This is a genomic window from Streptomyces sp. NRRL F-2664 (assembly GCF_000719345.1).
Taxonomy (GTDB): domain Bacteria; phylum Actinomycetota; class Actinomycetes; order Streptomycetales; family Streptomycetaceae; genus Streptomyces.
In genome coordinates this window covers 1-15,750 of the sequence record NZ_JOFX01000005.1, presented here as the reverse complement: position 1 = coordinate 15,750, position 15,750 = coordinate 1, and the positions used below count along the sequence as shown (strand labels likewise).

The window sequence follows — 15,750 nt, the reverse complement described above, 5'->3', positions numbered from 1 at the left end:
TCAAGAGACGTTCGGGTTGCGGCTCACGCAGGGATACGGCAGACAAGAGGAAGCAATCGGGGCGAAAAGGGAGAAATTCGTGAACGGACCGTCACTTCCGGCACCTCGTCAGGCGTCGCGTCGTCAAGCACCGGCCGGCGCTGCCCTCTTCGCCCTCCTCGGGCTGTTCGCCGCGGCCTGCGGCGGGCACGACGAGCCGGCCGGCGGCGCCGGACCCGAGAGCCAGGAGGTCTACCTCCAGCCGGTGGCCAACGCCGGCCCCGACCCCTTCACCGCCTCCACGGCCACCGGAGAGTCGGCCCCCGTACAGCCGCCGCTGCCCAATCCCACCGGACAGGGCATCCGCACCGTCAACGCCGCCACCCCCGGCCTCTACGGCGGCACCCAGCGCCTCGGCAGCTGCGACGTGGAACAGCAGGTGCGCCACCTCACCGCCGACGACGCCAAGGCCCGCGCCTTCGCACAGGCCACCGGCATCGAGGAGGCCCGCATCCCCGACTTCCTGCGCGGCCTCACCCCCGTCGTGCTGCGCGCCGACACCAGGGTCACCAACCACGGCTTCCGCGCAGGCCGCGCCGAGGGCTACCAGTCCGTCCTCCAGGCGGGCACCGCCGTCCTGGTCGACGAGCACGGCATGCCCCGGGTCCGGTGCGGCTGCGGCAACCCGCTGGGCGCCCCGCGCGCGGCCAAGGGCAGCCCCGTGCACAAGGGCGACCGGTGGAACGGCTACCAGCCCAACCAGGTCGTCGTCGTCGAACCCACCACCCACGTGATCAACAACCTGGTGATCGTCAACATCACGGACAACACCTGGATCGAACGCAAGCGCGGCGACGACGGAGCCCAGGACCGGACCCCGCAGTCCCTCCCCCCGTACGACCCGGCCGAAGGCATCCCCAACGCCCCCGCCCACCCGTCCGGCGCCCCGTCGGCGCAGCCCTGCCCGAGCACAGCGGGAGCGGGCCCGGCGGACTGCCCGTCCCACCCCTCGTCGCCGTCCTCGCCCGGCGGCGACACCCGGCAGAGCCCCGCCGTCCCCCTGAACCCCTCCACCCGGCCGCGGCAGCCCCAGCAGCCGCAGCAGCGGCCCCCCTCGGACCAGCCCTCCGACGTCCCGTCCGACGGGCTGACGCAGGACCCGTCCGACCCGGCGCTGCCGCCGTGGCCCGGAGCGACGACGCAGCCGGGCGACCCCCAGGACCCGTACGCGGACCCGTACGCCGACCCCTCCGATGATCCGTACACGGACCCGTCCGCCGACCCCTACGCCGACCCGGACCTGATGCCGACCTCCGAGGAGGACCATCCGCTGGAGAGCGCCTGACCGGCCCCTGTGTCATGGTGGACCGGTGCCGACCACCGTATCGCTGCCGGACGACTGGCCCGCACACCCGGACCGGTCGCTCTCGCTCAACCGCATGGGAAGTTTCGACTGGGACCTGGTCACCGGTCTCATGCACATGGACGAAGCTGCACTCGACGTCTTCGACACGCCCCCCGATGCGTACGACGGCCGACCCGCCTCGCTCTCCGCGCGCGTCCCGCCGGCGGAGTCGGCACGACTCGACGCCATGGTCTCCTCCGCCCTCAAGAGCGAGGTCGACAGCTACGGCGCCTACTTCCGCATCCGCTGCCGGGACGGGCGGCTGCGCTGGACGCACACCCAGGGCCGCGTCATGCGCGGCCCCGACGGGCGGCCCCACCGGATCATCGGCATTGTCCGCGACGCCACCGAGGAACTCAGCCACTCGGCGGAACGCCTCGGGCTCGACGAGGAACGGCGCCGGCAGACGTCGGTGGTCGAGAGCACCACCGCGGCCCTCGCACACGCCCGGACCGTGCGGGACGTCATCGACGCGCTCGGCGACGCGCACGGCCTGGAACGGCTCGGCTCGATGGGCATGGTGATGGGCCTGGTCGAAGCCGACCGGATCCACCTGGTGGCCGAGGGCCCGGAGGGCAGCTTCGTCCCCGGCACCCGCTACACCCGCATAGACGAGCAGTACCCGATGAGCGAGGTCGTCCGCTCCCTCCAGCCGCGCTTCCTCGACTCCGCGGAGGAGTTCGCCCGTCACTACCCGGCGCTCTGGGCGAAGATCTCGTACATGCGGATCTCGGCGGCCGCCTACCTGCCGCTGATCGCCCAGGCCCGCCCGATCGGCGCCATAGGGCTGCTCTACCAGGACAAGGACGGCTTCACCCAGGAGGAGCGCAACCTGCTCGTCGCCCTGGGCAGCAGCATCGCGCAGAGCCTCCAGCGGGCCATGCTGCTGGAGCAGGAGCACGACCTCGCCGAGGGCCTCCAGCAGGCCATGCTGCCCCGGCGGATCCCCGCGGTCCCCGGCGGGGAGATCGCCGTACGGTACCGCTCCGCCCGGATGGGCCAGGACATCGGCGGCGACTGGTACGACGTGATCCCGCTGCCCGGAGGCCGGGTCGGCGCCGTCATCGGCGACGTCCAGGGCCACGACACCCACGCGGCCGCCGTCATGGGACAGCTCCGGATCGTCCTGCGCGCCTACGCCGCCGAGGGGCACTCGCCCGGCACGGTCATGGCCCGGGCCTCCGTCTTCCTGCACGAACTGGACACCGAGCGCTTCGCGACCTGCTCGTACGTCGAGGCGGACCTCTCCACCGGCGTGCTCCAGGTGGTCCGGGCCGGCCACATCGACCCGCTGCTGCGCACCCGGGACGGCGACTGCCACCGCCTGCCGGTGGGCGGCGGCATGCCGCTCGGCCTCTCGGCGGAGTTCGGCCGGCTCGAGTACCCGGTGACGACAGTGGAACTGGACCCGGGGGAAACGCTCCTGCTGTGCACCGACGGCCTGGTCGAACACCCCGGCGCCGACCTCGACGACGGCATCCACCTGCTGGCCTCCCACGTCCGCGGCGGTCCCGCGGACCTGCAGCTCCTCGCCGACCGGCTGTGCGAGATCGCCACCGAACGCGGCGGTGCCGACGACATGGCCCTCCTGCTCCTGCGCCGCCGGCCCGCCCCCGCCCCGCCCGGCGGCGGCCGGCTCCAGCAGCACGTGGCGCCGGGCGACCCCGAGGCCCTGGTGGCCGCCCGCCACATGATCGGCGCGGCAGTGCGCGCCTGGGGCGCGCGGGAGCGGGCCGACGAGATCGAACTGGTCGCGGACGAGCTCATCGTGAACGCCCTCATGCACACGGACGGCCCGGCCATCGTGACCCTGCGCATCCTGGCGGGCCACCAGCGCAGACTGCGCGTGGAGGTCGCCGACCGCTCCAGCGCCCTGCCCCGCCGCCGCGAAGCGGGCGACTCCGGCGTCTCGGGCCGCGGCCTCATGCTGGTGGACCGGCTGGCGGACGTCTGGGGCGTGGAACCGCGCGGCAGCGGCAAGTGCGTCTGGTGCGAGTTCGTCATGGGCTGAGGCCGCGCCCCGCTGCCCGTGCCGGGCCGGGAACCGAGGCGGAGCGGCGTCCCGCGGACCGTGCCCGCCACGATGCCGGCCAGGGCCCGGCTCGCGTTCCGCCCGGGGCGGCGGCAGGCTGGGACCATGCCGGAGCTGCCCGAGGTCGAGGCCCTGCGCGAGTACCTCGACGAGCACCTCGCCGGGCGGGTGGTCGAACGTGTCCTCCCGCTCGCCGTCAGCGTGCTCAAGACCTACGACCCGCCGCCGGCCGCCCTGGAAGGCCGGCCGGCCGGACCTGTCGCCCGCCACGGCAAGTTCCTCGACCTGCCGATCGGCGGACTCCACCTCGTCACGCACCTGGCCCGGGCGGGCTGGCTGCGCTGGCAGGACTCCCTGCCCGCGCAGCCGCCGCGGCCCGGCAAGGGCACGCTGGCCCTGCGGGTCGTCCTGGAGGGCGGCGGCGGATTCGACCTCACGGAGGCCGGCACCCAGAAGCGGCTCGCCGTGTACGTCGTCCACGACCCGCAGGAGGTGCCCGGCATCGCCCGCCTCGGCCCCGATCCGCTCGCCGAGGACTTCGACCGGGACGCCTTCGCCGCGCTGCTCGCGGGGGAGCGGCGCCAGATCAAGGGCGTCCTGCGCGACCAGAGCGTCATCGCGGGGATCGGCAACGCCTACAGCGACGAGATCCTGCACGCCGCCCGGGTCTCCCCGTTCAAACTGGCCTCCTCCTTCGACGAGGAGCAGATCACGCAGCTCCACACCGCGGTCCGGGACACCCTGCGCGAAGCGGTCGGCCGGGCGCACGGGGTCGCCGCCGGGAAGCTCAAGGCGGAGAAGAAGAGCGGGCTGCGCGTGCACGGCCGGGCGGGCGAGCCGTGCCCGGTGTGCGGCGACACGATCCGCTCGGTGTCCTTCGCCGACTCCTCGCTGGAGTACTGCCCCACCTGCCAGACCGGCGGGAAGCCGCTCGCCGACCGCAGACTCTCGCGCCTCCTCAAATAGCGGCACGCTGCGTAGACTCCGGGCACCATGGCCGAGGAGCAGCAGCAGCCGCCGCCCCGGCGGGAGACCGTCACCGGGGTGCCCCGGGGCGCCCGCCGCCGGGCGCCCGCCCACACCCCGGCCCGTTCGGAGATCTCCGAGCAGACCACCCTCGGGGCCACCTACGTACGGGCTCTCATGCGCAGCCAGCTGCGCGCCGGTCTCGCGGCGCTGGCCGCGCTGCTGTCCCTGGTCGGGACGCTGCCGCTGGTGTTCGCGGTGCCGCGGGCCAGGCCGGGGGCGCTGGTCTGGCTGGTGCTGGGGCTGCTGGTGTATCCGGTGATGTGGCTGATCGCCCGGTGGTACGTCCGCCGTGCGGAGCGCAACGAGGCGGACTTCACGGGCCTGGTCATGGATCCGGCCGACCGGCCGTAGCCGTCAGAACAGGTGCATCGCCAAGTGGCCCAGGGGCAGGCCGAGCTGCCAGGCGGGAGTCCACACGCGCGCGTTCTCGTCCAGTCCCGGCGGGGCGTCGGCGGGGCCGTGCCGCCCGGGATCGAGGTTGGTCGCGAACAGCTCGGTGCCGTCCAGCCAGCGCCAGGCCGCCCGGGCCAGTCCCAGGTCGGGGTCCTCGTCGCGGCCGCCCTCCCGGGCCGCCTCGCCGAGGTCGAGGAAGCGGGTGTGGACCCAGTCGCGCCAGGGGTGGCCGTACGCCGTGAGCGACAGCCACTCGTCGAGCTGCGAGACCACGCGGATCCCGGAGAGCTCCCCGGCCGCGTCGGAGAGGTAGATGGTCAGGGCGAGCGTGTCCCGTCCGGCCCGGAACTCCAGGGTGCCGGCCGGGATCAGCCGGCCCGTGCGCAGCAGTTCGTCGGCGATGTACTCGGCGTAGAGCCAGGCCATGGGCACCGCGAGCCCGCCGTCACTGGTGCCGTTCGTACCCTCGGGCTGCACCGTTCCACCTTCTCCCGCGCGTCGAGCGTCCCGTCTTCAGCCCCGAGCCTTCACCGAGCGGCTCACGGAGCGGGGGAGGTTTACTCAACTTGAACGGTCTTCTGTCGCATTCGATGCGCTTCTTGTCCGGTCCGCACGCCTTCGCGGCGTTCCGGGACCCGTTCGCCGGGGCCGGGCAGGCGGGACTTCGCGGCTGCGGCCTCAGGCGCCGAGGCCGTAACCGTAGCCCTGGAGGTCCTTCCGCAGGGCGCGCAGGGCGTAGTACGTGCGCGACTTGACCGTGCCGGCGGGAATCCCGAGCTCGGCGGCGGCCTCCGCCACCGACCGGTCCCGGAAGTAGACCTGGAGCAGCACCTCGCGGTGCTCCGGCCCCAGGGATCCCACGGCCCGCCGCACGTCGATCGCGGTGACGGACCCGGCCACCGCGTCCTCGGCGGCGGGTGCCTGCTCCAGCCCCTCGGGGTCCACCTCCAGGGGGCGGGACAGCCTGGCCCGCCGGGCGTCGATCGCGAGTCGCCGGGCCACCGTGAAGAGCCAGGGCCGCATGGAGTCGTGCCCGCTGGCCCGGGCCTCCGGGTGCTGCCAGACCCGTACGAGGGTCTCCTGCACGAGGTCCTCCGCGCGCTGGGCGTCACCGGCGGTGAGGCCGACCAGGAAACCGAACAGCGCCCGCCCGTGATCGCGCTGGAGTTCGGCCAGGGTGTCGGGGTCCGTACGCGGGAGGGTGGGGGAGAGCGGCACGAGTGGCTCCTTCCGGGGTGCGCGAGGGGTCCTCGGGGGCGGTACCCGTCCACCCTGACCTGCGCAGAGCCGAGCCGGAACCGTCAGGCCGCGGCGTTGCGCCCAAGCACCCGGGTGGTCCGACGGGCGGCTGTGCCGGTCGGTGAACGGTCGAACGGCGCGGCGAACGGCAGGGCCGCCCCTGCCGCGTCCGCCGTCGGAGGGGGCTCGCCGGCGGAAGCGGACCCGGTCCTTGACTTACGGCGCGTTGTTCTATGGATTGCAGATGATGACATGTCAGATAGTCGTATTATTGGGAGTCGGATTGATGGCCACGCGCACCCGGCCGAGAGCGGCCGCCCTGCTCTCCGCCCTCCTGCTGTCCGCGGCGGCGGGATGCTCGGCCGCCGGGGACACCGCACCCGCCAGGCTCGGGGAGTCCGGCCCTGCGGGCCCGTCCAGCGCCGCAGGGGCGTCCGCGGCCAAGGGCTTCACGCTGGTCGCGAGCGGCGACGTGCTGCCGCACACCTCGGTCATCCGGCGTGCCGCGCACGACGCGCAGGACGGCGGCTACGACTTCCGGCCCATGTTCTCCGGCGTCAAGGCCGTGGTGTCGGGGGCCGACCTGGCCCTCTGCCACATGGAGACGATCTACGGCGAGGAGGGCGGCCCCTTCTCGGGCTACCCGGCCTTCACGTCCCCTCCGCAGGTCGCGGACGGCCTGAAGGACGCCGGCTACGACGGCTGCTCCACCGCGTCCAACCACACCCTCGACGACGGCGCCGCCGGGTTGCGCCGCACGCTGGACCGCTTCGACAAGGTCGGCCTGCAACACGCCGGCTCGGCCCGCACGGCGGCCGAGGCGGCCACGGTGACCATGTACACGGCCGGCACGGCCAAGGTGGCCCACCTGGCCTACACCTACGACACCAACGGCTATCCGCTCCCCGAAGGCCGGCCGTGGGCGGTCAACCTGATGAAGCAGGACAAGATCGTCGCGGATGCCCGGGCCGCCCGGAAGGCGGGCGCCGACGTGGTGCTCGTGAGCGTCCACTGGGGCACGGAGTGGCAGACCGCACCGGACGAGACCCAGCTCGCACTCGGGAAGGCGCTGACCGCCTCGCAGACCGGCGGCCGGCCCGACATCGACCTCATCCTCGGCACCCACGCCCACATCCCGCAGCCCTACGAGAAGGTCAACGGGACCTGGATCGTCTACGGAATGGGCGACCAGGTGGCGGGCGAGATGTTCAACCACACCGGCGCGCGCGACCTGCGCGGCAACTACGGCTCGATCGCCCGCTTCACCTTCGCCCCGCCGGCGGCGCCCGGGCAGCGCTGGCGGGTCACCAAGGCCGAGTTCGTGCCGCAGATGATGGACCTGTCCGCCGGCCGCGTCGTCCACCTCCCCGACGCCCTGGCGAAGGACCCCGGCCGGGCCGACTACGAGGCCGCCCGGGACGAGATCACCGAGGCGGTCCTCAGCCGCGGAGCCGCCGGGGACGGCCTCACGGCCGGTTCCTAGGGGTGCCCGCCGCTCCGCGCCGGCACCCCCGTCCGCACGTGCAGCCGCGACCTGAGAGGACGGGCCGCGGCCCGCCGGACCCCCCACCCGCTCGGCGCGCGCACCGGCGCACCCCTCCCTACAGTGCGAACCATGAGTGCCACCGCGCAGACGACGCACGGAACCCGCAGCCGCTTCCTGAACCGGGTGCCCGACGGGTTCGGCGCGTTCTTCGGGACGATCGGCCTGCTGTGCGCACTGCTCTCGCTCTCCCCGACGCTGCGGCGGCTCCTGCGGCACGTCGTGCGGTTCCTCGACCTGATCGTCGTACCGGTCAGCGCGAACCTCGCCTACGCCGTCTTCCTCTTCCTCTTCGCCGCGGCCCTCGGCACCCGCAAGAAGGTCGCCTGGTGGATGGTCATCACCTATCTGGCCCTGCTGATCGTCGACGACCTGCTGGACATCGCCGTCGGCGCGTATGCGATCGGCTTCGCGTCGCTGCTCTTGGCCGTCGCCGCCCTGGCCGTACTGATCGCCGCCCGCAAGGAGTTCTACGCCGCGTCCCGGCCCGGGGCCCTGTGGCGGGCCCTGGTCGTGCTGGGGCTCGGCATGCTCGCCGCGGTCCTCCTGGGCTGGGCGCTCGTCGCCCTCTTCCCGGGCTCGCTGCCCCGCGGGCAGTGGCTGGACTGGGCCGCCAAGCAGGTCTTCGGCGGCCTCTTCTCGGCCCGCCAGTTCGACGGCCGCCCGCCCAGACCGCTGTACTTCCTCCTCGGCCTCTTCGGCGCCGTCGCCCTGCTGAACGCCGCCGCGACCCTCTTCCGCTCCCAGCGCCTGACCGCCGCCCTGCACGGCGACGAGGAACCCCGCATCCGGGCCCTCCTGGACGCCTACGGACGGGCCGACTCCCTCGGCTACTTCGCCACCCGCCGCGACAAGGCCGTCGTCTTCGCCCCCAACGGCCGGGCCGGCGTCACCTACCGCGTCGAGGCCGGCGTCTGCCTCGCCAGCGGCGACCCGGTGGGCGACCCCGCCGCCTGGACCCCCGCGATCGACGCCTGGCTCGCCGTCGCCGGCCGCTACGGCTGGCAGCCGGCCGTGATGGGCGCCTCCGAGGACGGCGCCACCGCCTACGCCCGCTCCGGCCTGAGCGCCCTCCAGCTGGGCGACGAGGCCATTCTGCACGTCGCCCACTTCGACCTGGACGGCCGCGACATGCGCGTCACCCGCCAGGCCGTCAACCGGGTCCGACGCGCCGGCGCCACCACCCTCATCCGCCGCCACTCGGCCCTCTCCGACGAGGAGATGCGGACCATCGTCGACCGGGCGGACCGCTGGCGGGACACCGAGACCGAACGGGGCTTCTCCATGGCCCTGGACCGGCTCGGCGACCCGGCCGACGGGGACTGCCTGCTCGTCGAGGCCTTCGACGCCGCGGGCGAGCTGATCGCCCTGCTCTCCTTCGTCCCCTGGGGCCGGGACGGCATCTCCCTCGACCTGATGCGCCGCGACCGCACCGCCCCGAACGGGGTCATGGAGTTCATGGTCGCCGAACTGTGCGCCGCGGCCCCCGGCCTCGGCGTACGCCGGATCTCCCTCAACTTCGCCGTCTTCCGCTCCGCCTTCGAGGAGGGCGGCCGCATCGGAGCCGGTCCCGTCCTGAAGGTGTGGCGCAGACTGCTGCTCTTCTTCTCCCGCTGGTGGCAGCTGGAGGCGCTGTACCGCTCGAACGTCAAGTACGGCCCCGAGTGGTACCCGCGGTTCCTCTGCTACCAGGACGCCGGCTCGCTCGCCCGGGTCAGCCTCGCCTCCGGCATCGCCGAGGGCTTCGTCTCCGTACCCAGCCTGCGCACGCTGTGGGGCAACGGCCATGCCAAGGGCGTCACCGCGCCCGCCACCACCGAGGGGCTGCCCCCGATCGCCTCCCTCGGCCTGGACGACGTGGGGGAGGAGCTCCCCGGCGTGCCCGCCGAGCGGCTGCCCGAGCAGGTACGCGTCCGCCACGCCAAACTCGACCGCATCCGGGCGTCCGGCACCGACCCCTACCCGGTGGGGATCCGCCTGCGCACCCACACCGTCGCCCAGCTCAAAGCGGCCCACCCGAGCCACCCGCCCGGCTCCCGGACCACCGAGCCCGCCACCCTCGCCGGGCGCGTGATGGTCGTACGCGACCTCGGCGGCGTGGTCTTCGCCGTCCTGCGCGACTGGTCCGGCGACATGCAGCTGATGCTCACCCGCGACGAGGCCGGCCCCGAGGTGCTCGACTCCTTCACCTCCCAGGTCGACTTCGGCGACCACGTCCTCGTCACCGGCGAGCCGGGCGCCAGCCGGACCGGCGAGTTCTCCCTCGTCGTCCGGTCCTGGCAGCTCACCGGCAAGTGCCTGCGGCCCCTCCCCGACAAGCGCAAGGGCCTCGCCGACCCGGAGGCCCGCGTCCGGCGCCGCTACCTCGACCTCGTCGCCAGCCCCGAGGCGCGCGACGTCGTACGGGCCCGCTCCAGCGCCGTCCAGGCCCTGCGCCAGGGGCTGCTCGACCGCGGCTACCTGGAGGTCGAGACCCCGATGCTCCAGCAGATCCACGGCGGCGCCAACGCCCGTCCCTTCCGCACCCACATCAACGCCTACGACCTCGACCTGTACCTGCGCATCGCACCCGAGCTGTACCTCAAACGGCTCTGCGTCGGCGGCATGGAGAAGGTCTTCGAGATGGGGCGCACCTTCCGCAACGAGGGCGTCTCCTACAAGCACAACCCCGAGTTCACGATGCTGGAGGCCTACCAGGCCTTCGCCGACTACGACGTGATGCTCGACCTGACCCGGGAGCTGATCCAGGGGGCAGCCACCGCCGCCTTCGGCTCGCCGGTCGCGCACAAGGCCGGCGCCGACGGCAAGCTCGTCGTCCACGACATCTCGGGACCCTGGCCGGTCAAGACGATGTACGGGGCCATCGGCGAGGCCCTCGGCGAGGAGGTCGACGCCGACACCGACGAACACGTGCTGCGCCGGCTGTGCGACCGGGCCAAGGTGCCGCACGGGCCGCAGGACACCCGCGGCGACGTGGTCCTGGAGATGTACGAGCGGCTGGTGGAGGAGCGGACCGTACTGCCCACGTTCTACAAGGACTTCCCCACCGACGTCTCCCCCCTCACCCGCCAGCACCGCAGGGACCCCCGGCTCGCCGAGCGCTGGGACCTCGTGGCCTTCGGGACGGAACTGGGCACCGCCTATTCGGAGCTGACCGACCCCGTCGAACAGCGGCGCCGGCTCACCGCCCAGTCCCTGCTCGCGGCCGGCGGCGACCCGGAGGCCATGGAACTCGACAACGACTTCCTCGACGCCCTCGAATACGCCATGCCGCCGACCGGCGGCCTCGGCATCGGCGTGGACCGCCTCGTCATGTTCCTCACCGGCCTGACGATCCGCGAGACCCTCCCCTTCCCGCTGGTGCGGCGCGGCTGAGCGGACACCCCCTGGTCCGCACGGGTGAGCGGAACGGGGCGCGTCCGCGCCTCTCGACTTCTGCGGGCATGTCGTTGATACGTAGTAATAATGAAAAATGACGAGCCGACAGTAGGGCGGCGCGTGCTCCTGCGCACCGCCGTCCTCCTCGGAGTCGCGGCCGCGGGACTGATCACCACGGGCAACGGCAACGAGGCCGGTCCGCCCGGCACGTCCGGTGCACCGGGTGCCGGCGGTGCACCCGGCCCCGGTCCCCACCCCGCGGCGGGGGCGCCCGGATCACTTCCGCAGACCCGGCCCGAGAAGTCCTACCGGCTGCGCCCCATGACCGCGGACGCCCCCGCCCGGCCCGCCGCCGCGAAACCCGCCGTACGGACCCGGCCGATCCTGCAGCTCCCGGCCGACGGGGACACGCACAGCTCCATGGTGCTCAGCTTCGACGACGGCCCGGACCCCCGCTACACCCCGGCCATCCTCGACACCCTCGGCCACTACGGCGTGCGCGCCATGTTCTTCGTCTGCGGGGAGATGGCCGCGGAGAACCGCGACCTGCTGCGCCGGATGGCCGCCGAGGGCCACGTCATCGGCAACCACACCTGGACCCATCCGCTCATCCCGAAGCTGAGCCGGCCCGCCCTCGCCGCGGAGATCGGCCGCACCAGCGAGGTCGTGCAGCAGGCCGTCGGGGAGGCACCGCAGTGGTTCCGCGCGCCCTACGGGGCGTGGAACCGGGCCGCCTTCGAGATCGGGGCCGAGCTCGGCATGGAGCCGCTCGCCTGGACCGTCGACAGCCTGGACTGGGAGGAGCCCGGCGTCACCACGATCGTCTCCCGGGTCCTGCACGGCGCCGGACCCCGCGCGATCATCCTGTCGCACGACGCGGGCGGCAACCGGACGCAGAGCGTCCGGGCCATCGCCTCCTACCTGCCCCAACTGCTCGCGCGCGGCTACCGGATGACGCTTCCGACCCTGTCCGCCGCGGCCTCGCACTGAGGGCCGCGGCCCCGCGCCGAGGACCCGGGTCGGGGCCCGGGCCCGCGGCCGGGCCGGTGGCGGGGCCGGGATCCCCCGGCCCCCCGGTTCAGCGGGCCTCCACCATCCGGGCGAAGACGACCACGTTGCCGTCGTAGCCGCGCGCCTTGGAGTAACCGCCACCGCAGGTGATCACCCTGAGCTCCGCGTGCCCGGTGTCACCGTAGACGCGCGCTCCTGGGAAGGCGTCCTTGGAGAACACCTCCACGCCGTACACCTCGAACACCGCGGTCCGCCCGTCGTAGCGCTCCACCTCGACGCGGTGGCCGGGTTTGACCGATCCCAGGCCGTAGAACACCGCCGGGCCCTGCGCGTTGTCCACGTGGCCCACGATCACCGCCGAGCCGCGCTGTCCCGGCGAGATGCCGTTGAGGTACCAGCCCGCGAGGTTGCGGTCCTGCGGGGGCGGCGCGTCGATCCAGCCCTCCGCGTCGAGCCCGACCGTCATCACCGGCGCGTCCACGTTGATCGTGGGGATCCGGATGCGCTGCACCGAGGAGTGCTCCAGCAGCTCCATGTCCGCGGGCGGGGTCGGCGGATTGGCCGGCAGCTGGTCGGCCGTCACCGCGACGGCCGAGGCCGCGGTGGGCTGGGGCGGTCCGTCGTCGATGTCCACGCCGTTCCGCACCATGGCGAGGCCGGTGAGCATGACCAGGGCGAGTACGCCCCACGGTGAGCGTTTGCGTGACTGCCCGGTCTCGTCCTCGCCCATCGTTCTCCCTTCCCGACGCGGGGGTCCCGACCCGCGTTCCTGTCCCGCCCCTGTACGCCCTACCCCACGCACGCTAAGGCCGGGGCGGCAGTTCGGCGCGGGGGGACGGGCGAACGGGTGGCCGCCGCCGAGCGGGGGGCCGCAGGGGGCCGTAAGGGATGCGCCCATCCAGGTAATCGTCACATAAATGCCTGACGGGTCGTGACCTGCGGATCCGTCAGCCGGACACTTCCCGCTTCGGCGTGTCGCTCAACCGGGCGGCCCAAAGCCGGACATGCGGAGATTGCGGTACGACCGGAGGGTTCGACGTGGGAGGCGTTCTCGTCGATCATCCGGGGCCGACGCTCCGGGGCGCTTCCCGCTGGAGGTTCGACCATGCGTGTCTTGCGCGCTCTTACCCTGACGGCGGCAGCCTGTGCCGTCCTCGGCCTCAGTGCCCCGCTCGCGTCCGCGAACCAGGACCCCGGGGGCAGGGGCGGCAACGGGGGCGGCAACGGCCCCAGCAACATCTCGGTGAACCCGTACGCCGTGCACCAGGGGTCCACGATGCAGGTGAGCGCGGCCGGCTGCGGTCACGGCGGTACCGTCACCTCGCACGGGAACTTCTCGCCGGCCAACCTGTCCGCCGGAACGATCGGGTTCGCGACCGTACGCATCTTCAACCACGCCTCGCCGGGCACCCACACGCTGTCGGTCAAGTGCAACGACAGCAACCTGATCGCCACGGCCCGCTTCCGCATCCTGGAGGGCAACCCCTCCCAGGGCGGCATCGGCGGGTCCTTCGGTCCGTCCGCCGCCGAGACGGCCATCGGCGCGGGCCTGGTCGGCGTCTCCGCACTGGGCGCGGGTGCCCACGTGATGCGCCGTCGCCGTCCGCTCCGCGGCCGGAGCTGACCACGCGGACCGGCCCTCCCGGTCGCCGCCGCCCGCTCCCGCCGGTCGCCCCGCGTCCTTCCCGAGGACGCGGGGCGACCGGCGGTGAAGGGGCGCGTACGGGGGTTCAGTGACCGCGGCCCGACGCCCTGCGGCGCAGGGCGTACACGGCCCCGCCCGCGGCGGCGAGGAAGAGGCCGGCGCCGGCGCCGAGCTCCACCGGGTCCATCCCCGCCACGCTGCCGCCGAGGCCGCCGCGGACACCGCGGGCGGAGGTGGTGGTGACGGGGGCGACGGCGGTGGCCGTCTGCGTGGAACTCGTCGTGGGCCTGGTCGTGCCGCCGGCGATCGTCAGGTCCGCCGAGCCCGTCTCCCCGTTGCACGTGAAGGAGACCGAGTACAGGGCCCCGGGCCGGGCGTCGCGGTCCACGGTGACCCGCACGGTCTGGCCGCGCGCGATGCTCACGGTGTCGAAGACACCGGAGGAGGCGGTGGAGTAGGCGGCGTTGCAGCCGCTGACCGCGAGCACCACCTGGCCGCCGGGGGCGACGGTCGAGGGGGTCAGGGTGAAGCCGAACGACGTGACCTGCCGGGCCTGCTTCTCCGCGTGCTTCTCGGCCTGTGGCAGGGCCTCGGCCCCGGACCGGGCCCCGGCCGCGAAGGCGGGGGGCACGGCGAGGACTCCGAGGGTGAGCACGGCGGACGTGACGCCGGCACTCAGCAGGGCGGTGGCGGAGGTACGTATCGCACCCATGGTTCATTCTCCGGATCCCCGAGGAGCAGCCGCGGAACGGTTTCCGCACGTGGGGGGTCGTGCGCCTCGATGTCCGCCACGCTAGGTGCGGGTGCCGGGGCCCGCGATCAGAAGCGGGCGAATGGGGCATGGCGTTGGGCCGAACCGGGGACGGGAGGCCCGTCCCCGGTTTGCCGGGCGCGGTCAGTCGCCCAGGTCAAGGTGGGAGAAGTGCGTGAGGAACGGTTCGGCCGTGGCGGAGATGCCGCGCCCGAACGGCGCGTCGAAGTCCCAGATGAGGAACAGCAGGAACGCGATCAGGGCGCTGAACAGCCCGGCCAGCAGCATCTCCCGGAAGGAACGCCTGATCTGCAGGGTGAAGATCAGGCCCACCGTCACCAGCGCCCCGGTGATCAGCCCGAACCAGACCACCCCCGGCATGGTGGCCCCGGCGCTCGCGCCGCGGGCGTTGCGGGCGTCGTCGGCCGCCGCGACCTGGTCGACGAGCGGCTGGTAGGCCTGGCCCTCGTGGTCGGTCTGCGGCTCGTAGTCGGTGACGTCCCGGCGGATGCGCTCCAGCAGCTCTCCGCCGCGGTCCGTGAGTTCGCCGTCGTCGGCCATCGCCTGCCACTCGGTGTCCACCACGAAGGTCACGTACGCGTCGACGTCGGCCCGGATCCTCGCCCGCACCTCGGCCGGGTAGACCTGCGAGCGGACGCTGATCTCGTGCAGGGCCTGCGCCTCCTGGCGCACGTACTCCTGGGCGGCTCCCCGGCCCTCCCAGACGCCCGCGATCGCCAGGCCCAGCACGATCGCGTAGATCACGCCGATCATCATCGTCATGTACTCGATGACGTCGGGGGTTTCGTTCGGATCGTCGTCCTCGCCGATCCGGCGGTGATTGAAGAAGGCGATGGACAGCACCACGGCACAGGCCGCGGCCATCGCGAGGGACAGGACGAGCCATTCCGACAAGATGACTCCAGGTCGTTCGACGGTGGGCGGTTCAGCGCGGGCGCAGCGCGACGATCGCGAGCACCGCGGGGGCCGCGGTCAGCAGGGTGAAGGTCACCGGCGAGATGTGGTGCTCGGCCGGTTTGCGGGCCGCCGCGCGATAGGCCGGGCGGGCCACCGGTTCCCGCGTGGGCGCGACCGCCGCGGGGGCCGGCGGCGGAGCAGAGGGTGCCTCGGCCGCACGGGGCGGGGCGGGTGCCGGCTTCCGCGGGGCCGGCGGGGGCGGGACGGGTACCGGTACGGGGCCGGGCGCTGCCCGGGGCGGCGCCGGAGCGGGCTGCGGGGGCGGGGTGGGCACGGGGCTGGGCGTCGGGCTCGGCGTCGGCTCCGGGGGGGGCGGCGTGGGCTCCGGCTCGGGCGGCGGGGTGGGTTTCGGGGGCGGCTTCGGCGG

Annotated in this window: 13 protein-coding genes and 1 pseudogene; 8 read left to right on the top strand and 6 right to left on the bottom strand. The window is 73.6% G+C overall.

What is annotated here, in order from left to right; all coding sequences use genetic code 11:
* Positions 1–79: 79 nt before the first annotated feature.
* The 4 genes from IF89_RS37775 to IF89_RS0107360 all read left to right on the top strand — a co-directional run bounded on the left by IF89_RS37775 (position 80) and on the right by IF89_RS0107360 (position 4,796).
* Positions 80–1,324, top strand: coding sequence for a DUF6777 domain-containing protein (locus tag IF89_RS37775; protein WP_051806865.1), 1,245 nt, complete (start codon positions 80–82; stop codon positions 1,322–1,324).
* A 7-nt stretch (positions 1,325–1,331) separates the two neighbouring features.
* Entirely contained in the window at positions 1,332–3,395 is a 2,064-nt protein-coding gene (locus tag IF89_RS0107370) for a SpoIIE family protein phosphatase (RefSeq protein ID WP_030762952.1), read from the top strand.
* 126 nt (positions 3,396–3,521) lie between these two features.
* The gene (locus IF89_RS0107365) at positions 3,522–4,382 is read left to right on the top strand and encodes an Fpg/Nei family DNA glycosylase (RefSeq protein ID WP_030762949.1); all 861 of its coding nucleotides are present in this window, start codon (positions 3,522–3,524) and stop codon (positions 4,380–4,382) included.
* A 27-nt stretch (positions 4,383–4,409) separates the two neighbouring features.
* On the top strand, positions 4,410–4,796 hold the full coding sequence (locus tag IF89_RS0107360) for a hypothetical protein (RefSeq protein WP_030762947.1): 387 nt from the start codon (positions 4,410–4,412) through the stop codon (positions 4,794–4,796).
* A gap of 3 nt (positions 4,797–4,799) precedes the next feature.
* Here the strand turns inward: IF89_RS0107360 and IF89_RS0107355 are convergent, their stop codons facing one another.
* Together IF89_RS0107355 and IF89_RS0107350 are read right to left on the bottom strand one after the other, a co-directional pair.
* Entirely contained in the window at positions 4,800–5,264 is a 465-nt protein-coding gene (locus IF89_RS0107355; protein WP_051806892.1) for a hypothetical protein, read from the bottom strand.
* 252 nt (positions 5,265–5,516) lie between these two features.
* Positions 5,517–6,056, bottom strand: coding sequence for a sigma-70 family RNA polymerase sigma factor (locus tag IF89_RS0107350; RefSeq protein WP_030762942.1), 540 nt, complete (start codon positions 6,054–6,056; stop codon positions 5,517–5,519).
* A 307-nt stretch (positions 6,057–6,363) separates the two neighbouring features.
* Here IF89_RS0107350 and IF89_RS0107345 point away from each other — a divergent pair, with 307 nt between their 5' ends.
* The 3 genes from IF89_RS0107345 to IF89_RS0107335 all read left to right on the top strand — a co-directional run bounded on the left by IF89_RS0107345 (position 6,364) and on the right by IF89_RS0107335 (position 11,988).
* The gene (locus tag IF89_RS0107345; RefSeq protein WP_030762939.1) at positions 6,364–7,560 is read left to right on the top strand and encodes a CapA family protein; all 1,197 of its coding nucleotides are present in this window, start codon (positions 6,364–6,366) and stop codon (positions 7,558–7,560) included.
* Positions 7,561–7,692: 132 nt separating this feature from the next.
* Positions 7,693–10,995, top strand: coding sequence for a bifunctional lysylphosphatidylglycerol synthetase/lysine--tRNA ligase LysX (gene lysX, locus IF89_RS0107340; protein ID WP_030762935.1), 3,303 nt, complete (start codon positions 7,693–7,695; stop codon positions 10,993–10,995).
* 90 nt (positions 10,996–11,085) lie between these two features.
* The gene (locus IF89_RS0107335) at positions 11,086–11,988 is read left to right on the top strand and encodes a polysaccharide deacetylase family protein (protein ID WP_030762933.1); all 903 of its coding nucleotides are present in this window, start codon (positions 11,086–11,088) and stop codon (positions 11,986–11,988) included.
* Positions 11,989–12,076: 88 nt separating this feature from the next.
* Here the strand turns inward: IF89_RS0107335 and IF89_RS0107330 are convergent, their stop codons facing one another.
* Positions 12,077–12,739 (bottom strand): class F sortase, encoded by a 663-nt coding sequence (locus IF89_RS0107330; protein WP_030762930.1) that lies wholly within the window; start codon positions 12,737–12,739, stop codon positions 12,077–12,079.
* A 375-nt stretch (positions 12,740–13,114) separates the two neighbouring features.
* On the opposite strand from IF89_RS0107330, the gene IF89_RS0107325 reads away from it, so the two are divergent.
* Positions 13,115–13,633, top strand: a complete 519-nt coding sequence (locus IF89_RS0107325; protein ID WP_030762926.1) for a hypothetical protein — start codon at positions 13,115–13,117, stop codon at positions 13,631–13,633.
* A gap of 106 nt (positions 13,634–13,739) precedes the next feature.
* Here the strand turns inward: IF89_RS0107325 and IF89_RS0107320 are convergent, their stop codons facing one another.
* The 3 genes and pseudogenes from IF89_RS0107320 to IF89_RS45870 all read right to left on the bottom strand — a co-directional run.
* Complete coding sequence (locus IF89_RS0107320) at positions 13,740–14,366, bottom strand: hypothetical protein (RefSeq protein WP_030762923.1); 627 nt, start codon at positions 14,364–14,366, stop codon at positions 13,740–13,742.
* Between the two features lie 183 nt (positions 14,367–14,549).
* A complete protein-coding gene (locus IF89_RS0107315; protein WP_030762919.1) occupies positions 14,550–15,320 on the bottom strand; it encodes a DUF4239 domain-containing protein in 771 nt (256 codons plus the stop codon).
* A gap of 31 nt (positions 15,321–15,351) precedes the next feature.
* Positions 15,352–15,750: pseudogene (locus IF89_RS45870) on the bottom strand (hypothetical protein); the annotation flags it as partial.

Bases quoted from the DNA above. Each gene is read 5' to 3' on its own strand.
- IF89_RS0107365 (WP_030762949.1), top strand. From the start codon at position 3,522: ATGCCGGAGCTGCCCGAGGTCGAGGCCCTGCGCGAGTACCTCGACGAG.
- IF89_RS0107360 (WP_030762947.1), top strand. From the start codon at position 4,410: ATGGCCGAGGAGCAGCAGCAGCCGCCGCCCCGGCGGGAGACCGTCACC.
- IF89_RS0107355 (WP_051806892.1), bottom strand. From the start codon at position 5,264: ATGGCCTGGCTCTACGCCGAGTACATCGCCGACGAACTGCTGCGCACG.
- IF89_RS0107345 (WP_030762939.1), top strand. From the start codon at position 6,364: ATGGCCACGCGCACCCGGCCGAGAGCGGCCGCCCTGCTCTCCGCCCTC.
- lysX (WP_030762935.1), top strand. From the start codon at position 7,693: ATGAGTGCCACCGCGCAGACGACGCACGGAACCCGCAGCCGCTTCCTG.
- IF89_RS0107335 (WP_030762933.1), top strand. From the start codon at position 11,086: ATGAAAAATGACGAGCCGACAGTAGGGCGGCGCGTGCTCCTGCGCACC.
- IF89_RS0107330 (WP_030762930.1), bottom strand. From the start codon at position 12,739: ATGGGCGAGGACGAGACCGGGCAGTCACGCAAACGCTCACCGTGGGGC.
- IF89_RS0107325 (WP_030762926.1), top strand. From the start codon at position 13,115: ATGCGTGTCTTGCGCGCTCTTACCCTGACGGCGGCAGCCTGTGCCGTC.
- IF89_RS0107320 (WP_030762923.1), bottom strand. From the start codon at position 14,366: ATGGGTGCGATACGTACCTCCGCCACCGCCCTGCTGAGTGCCGGCGTC.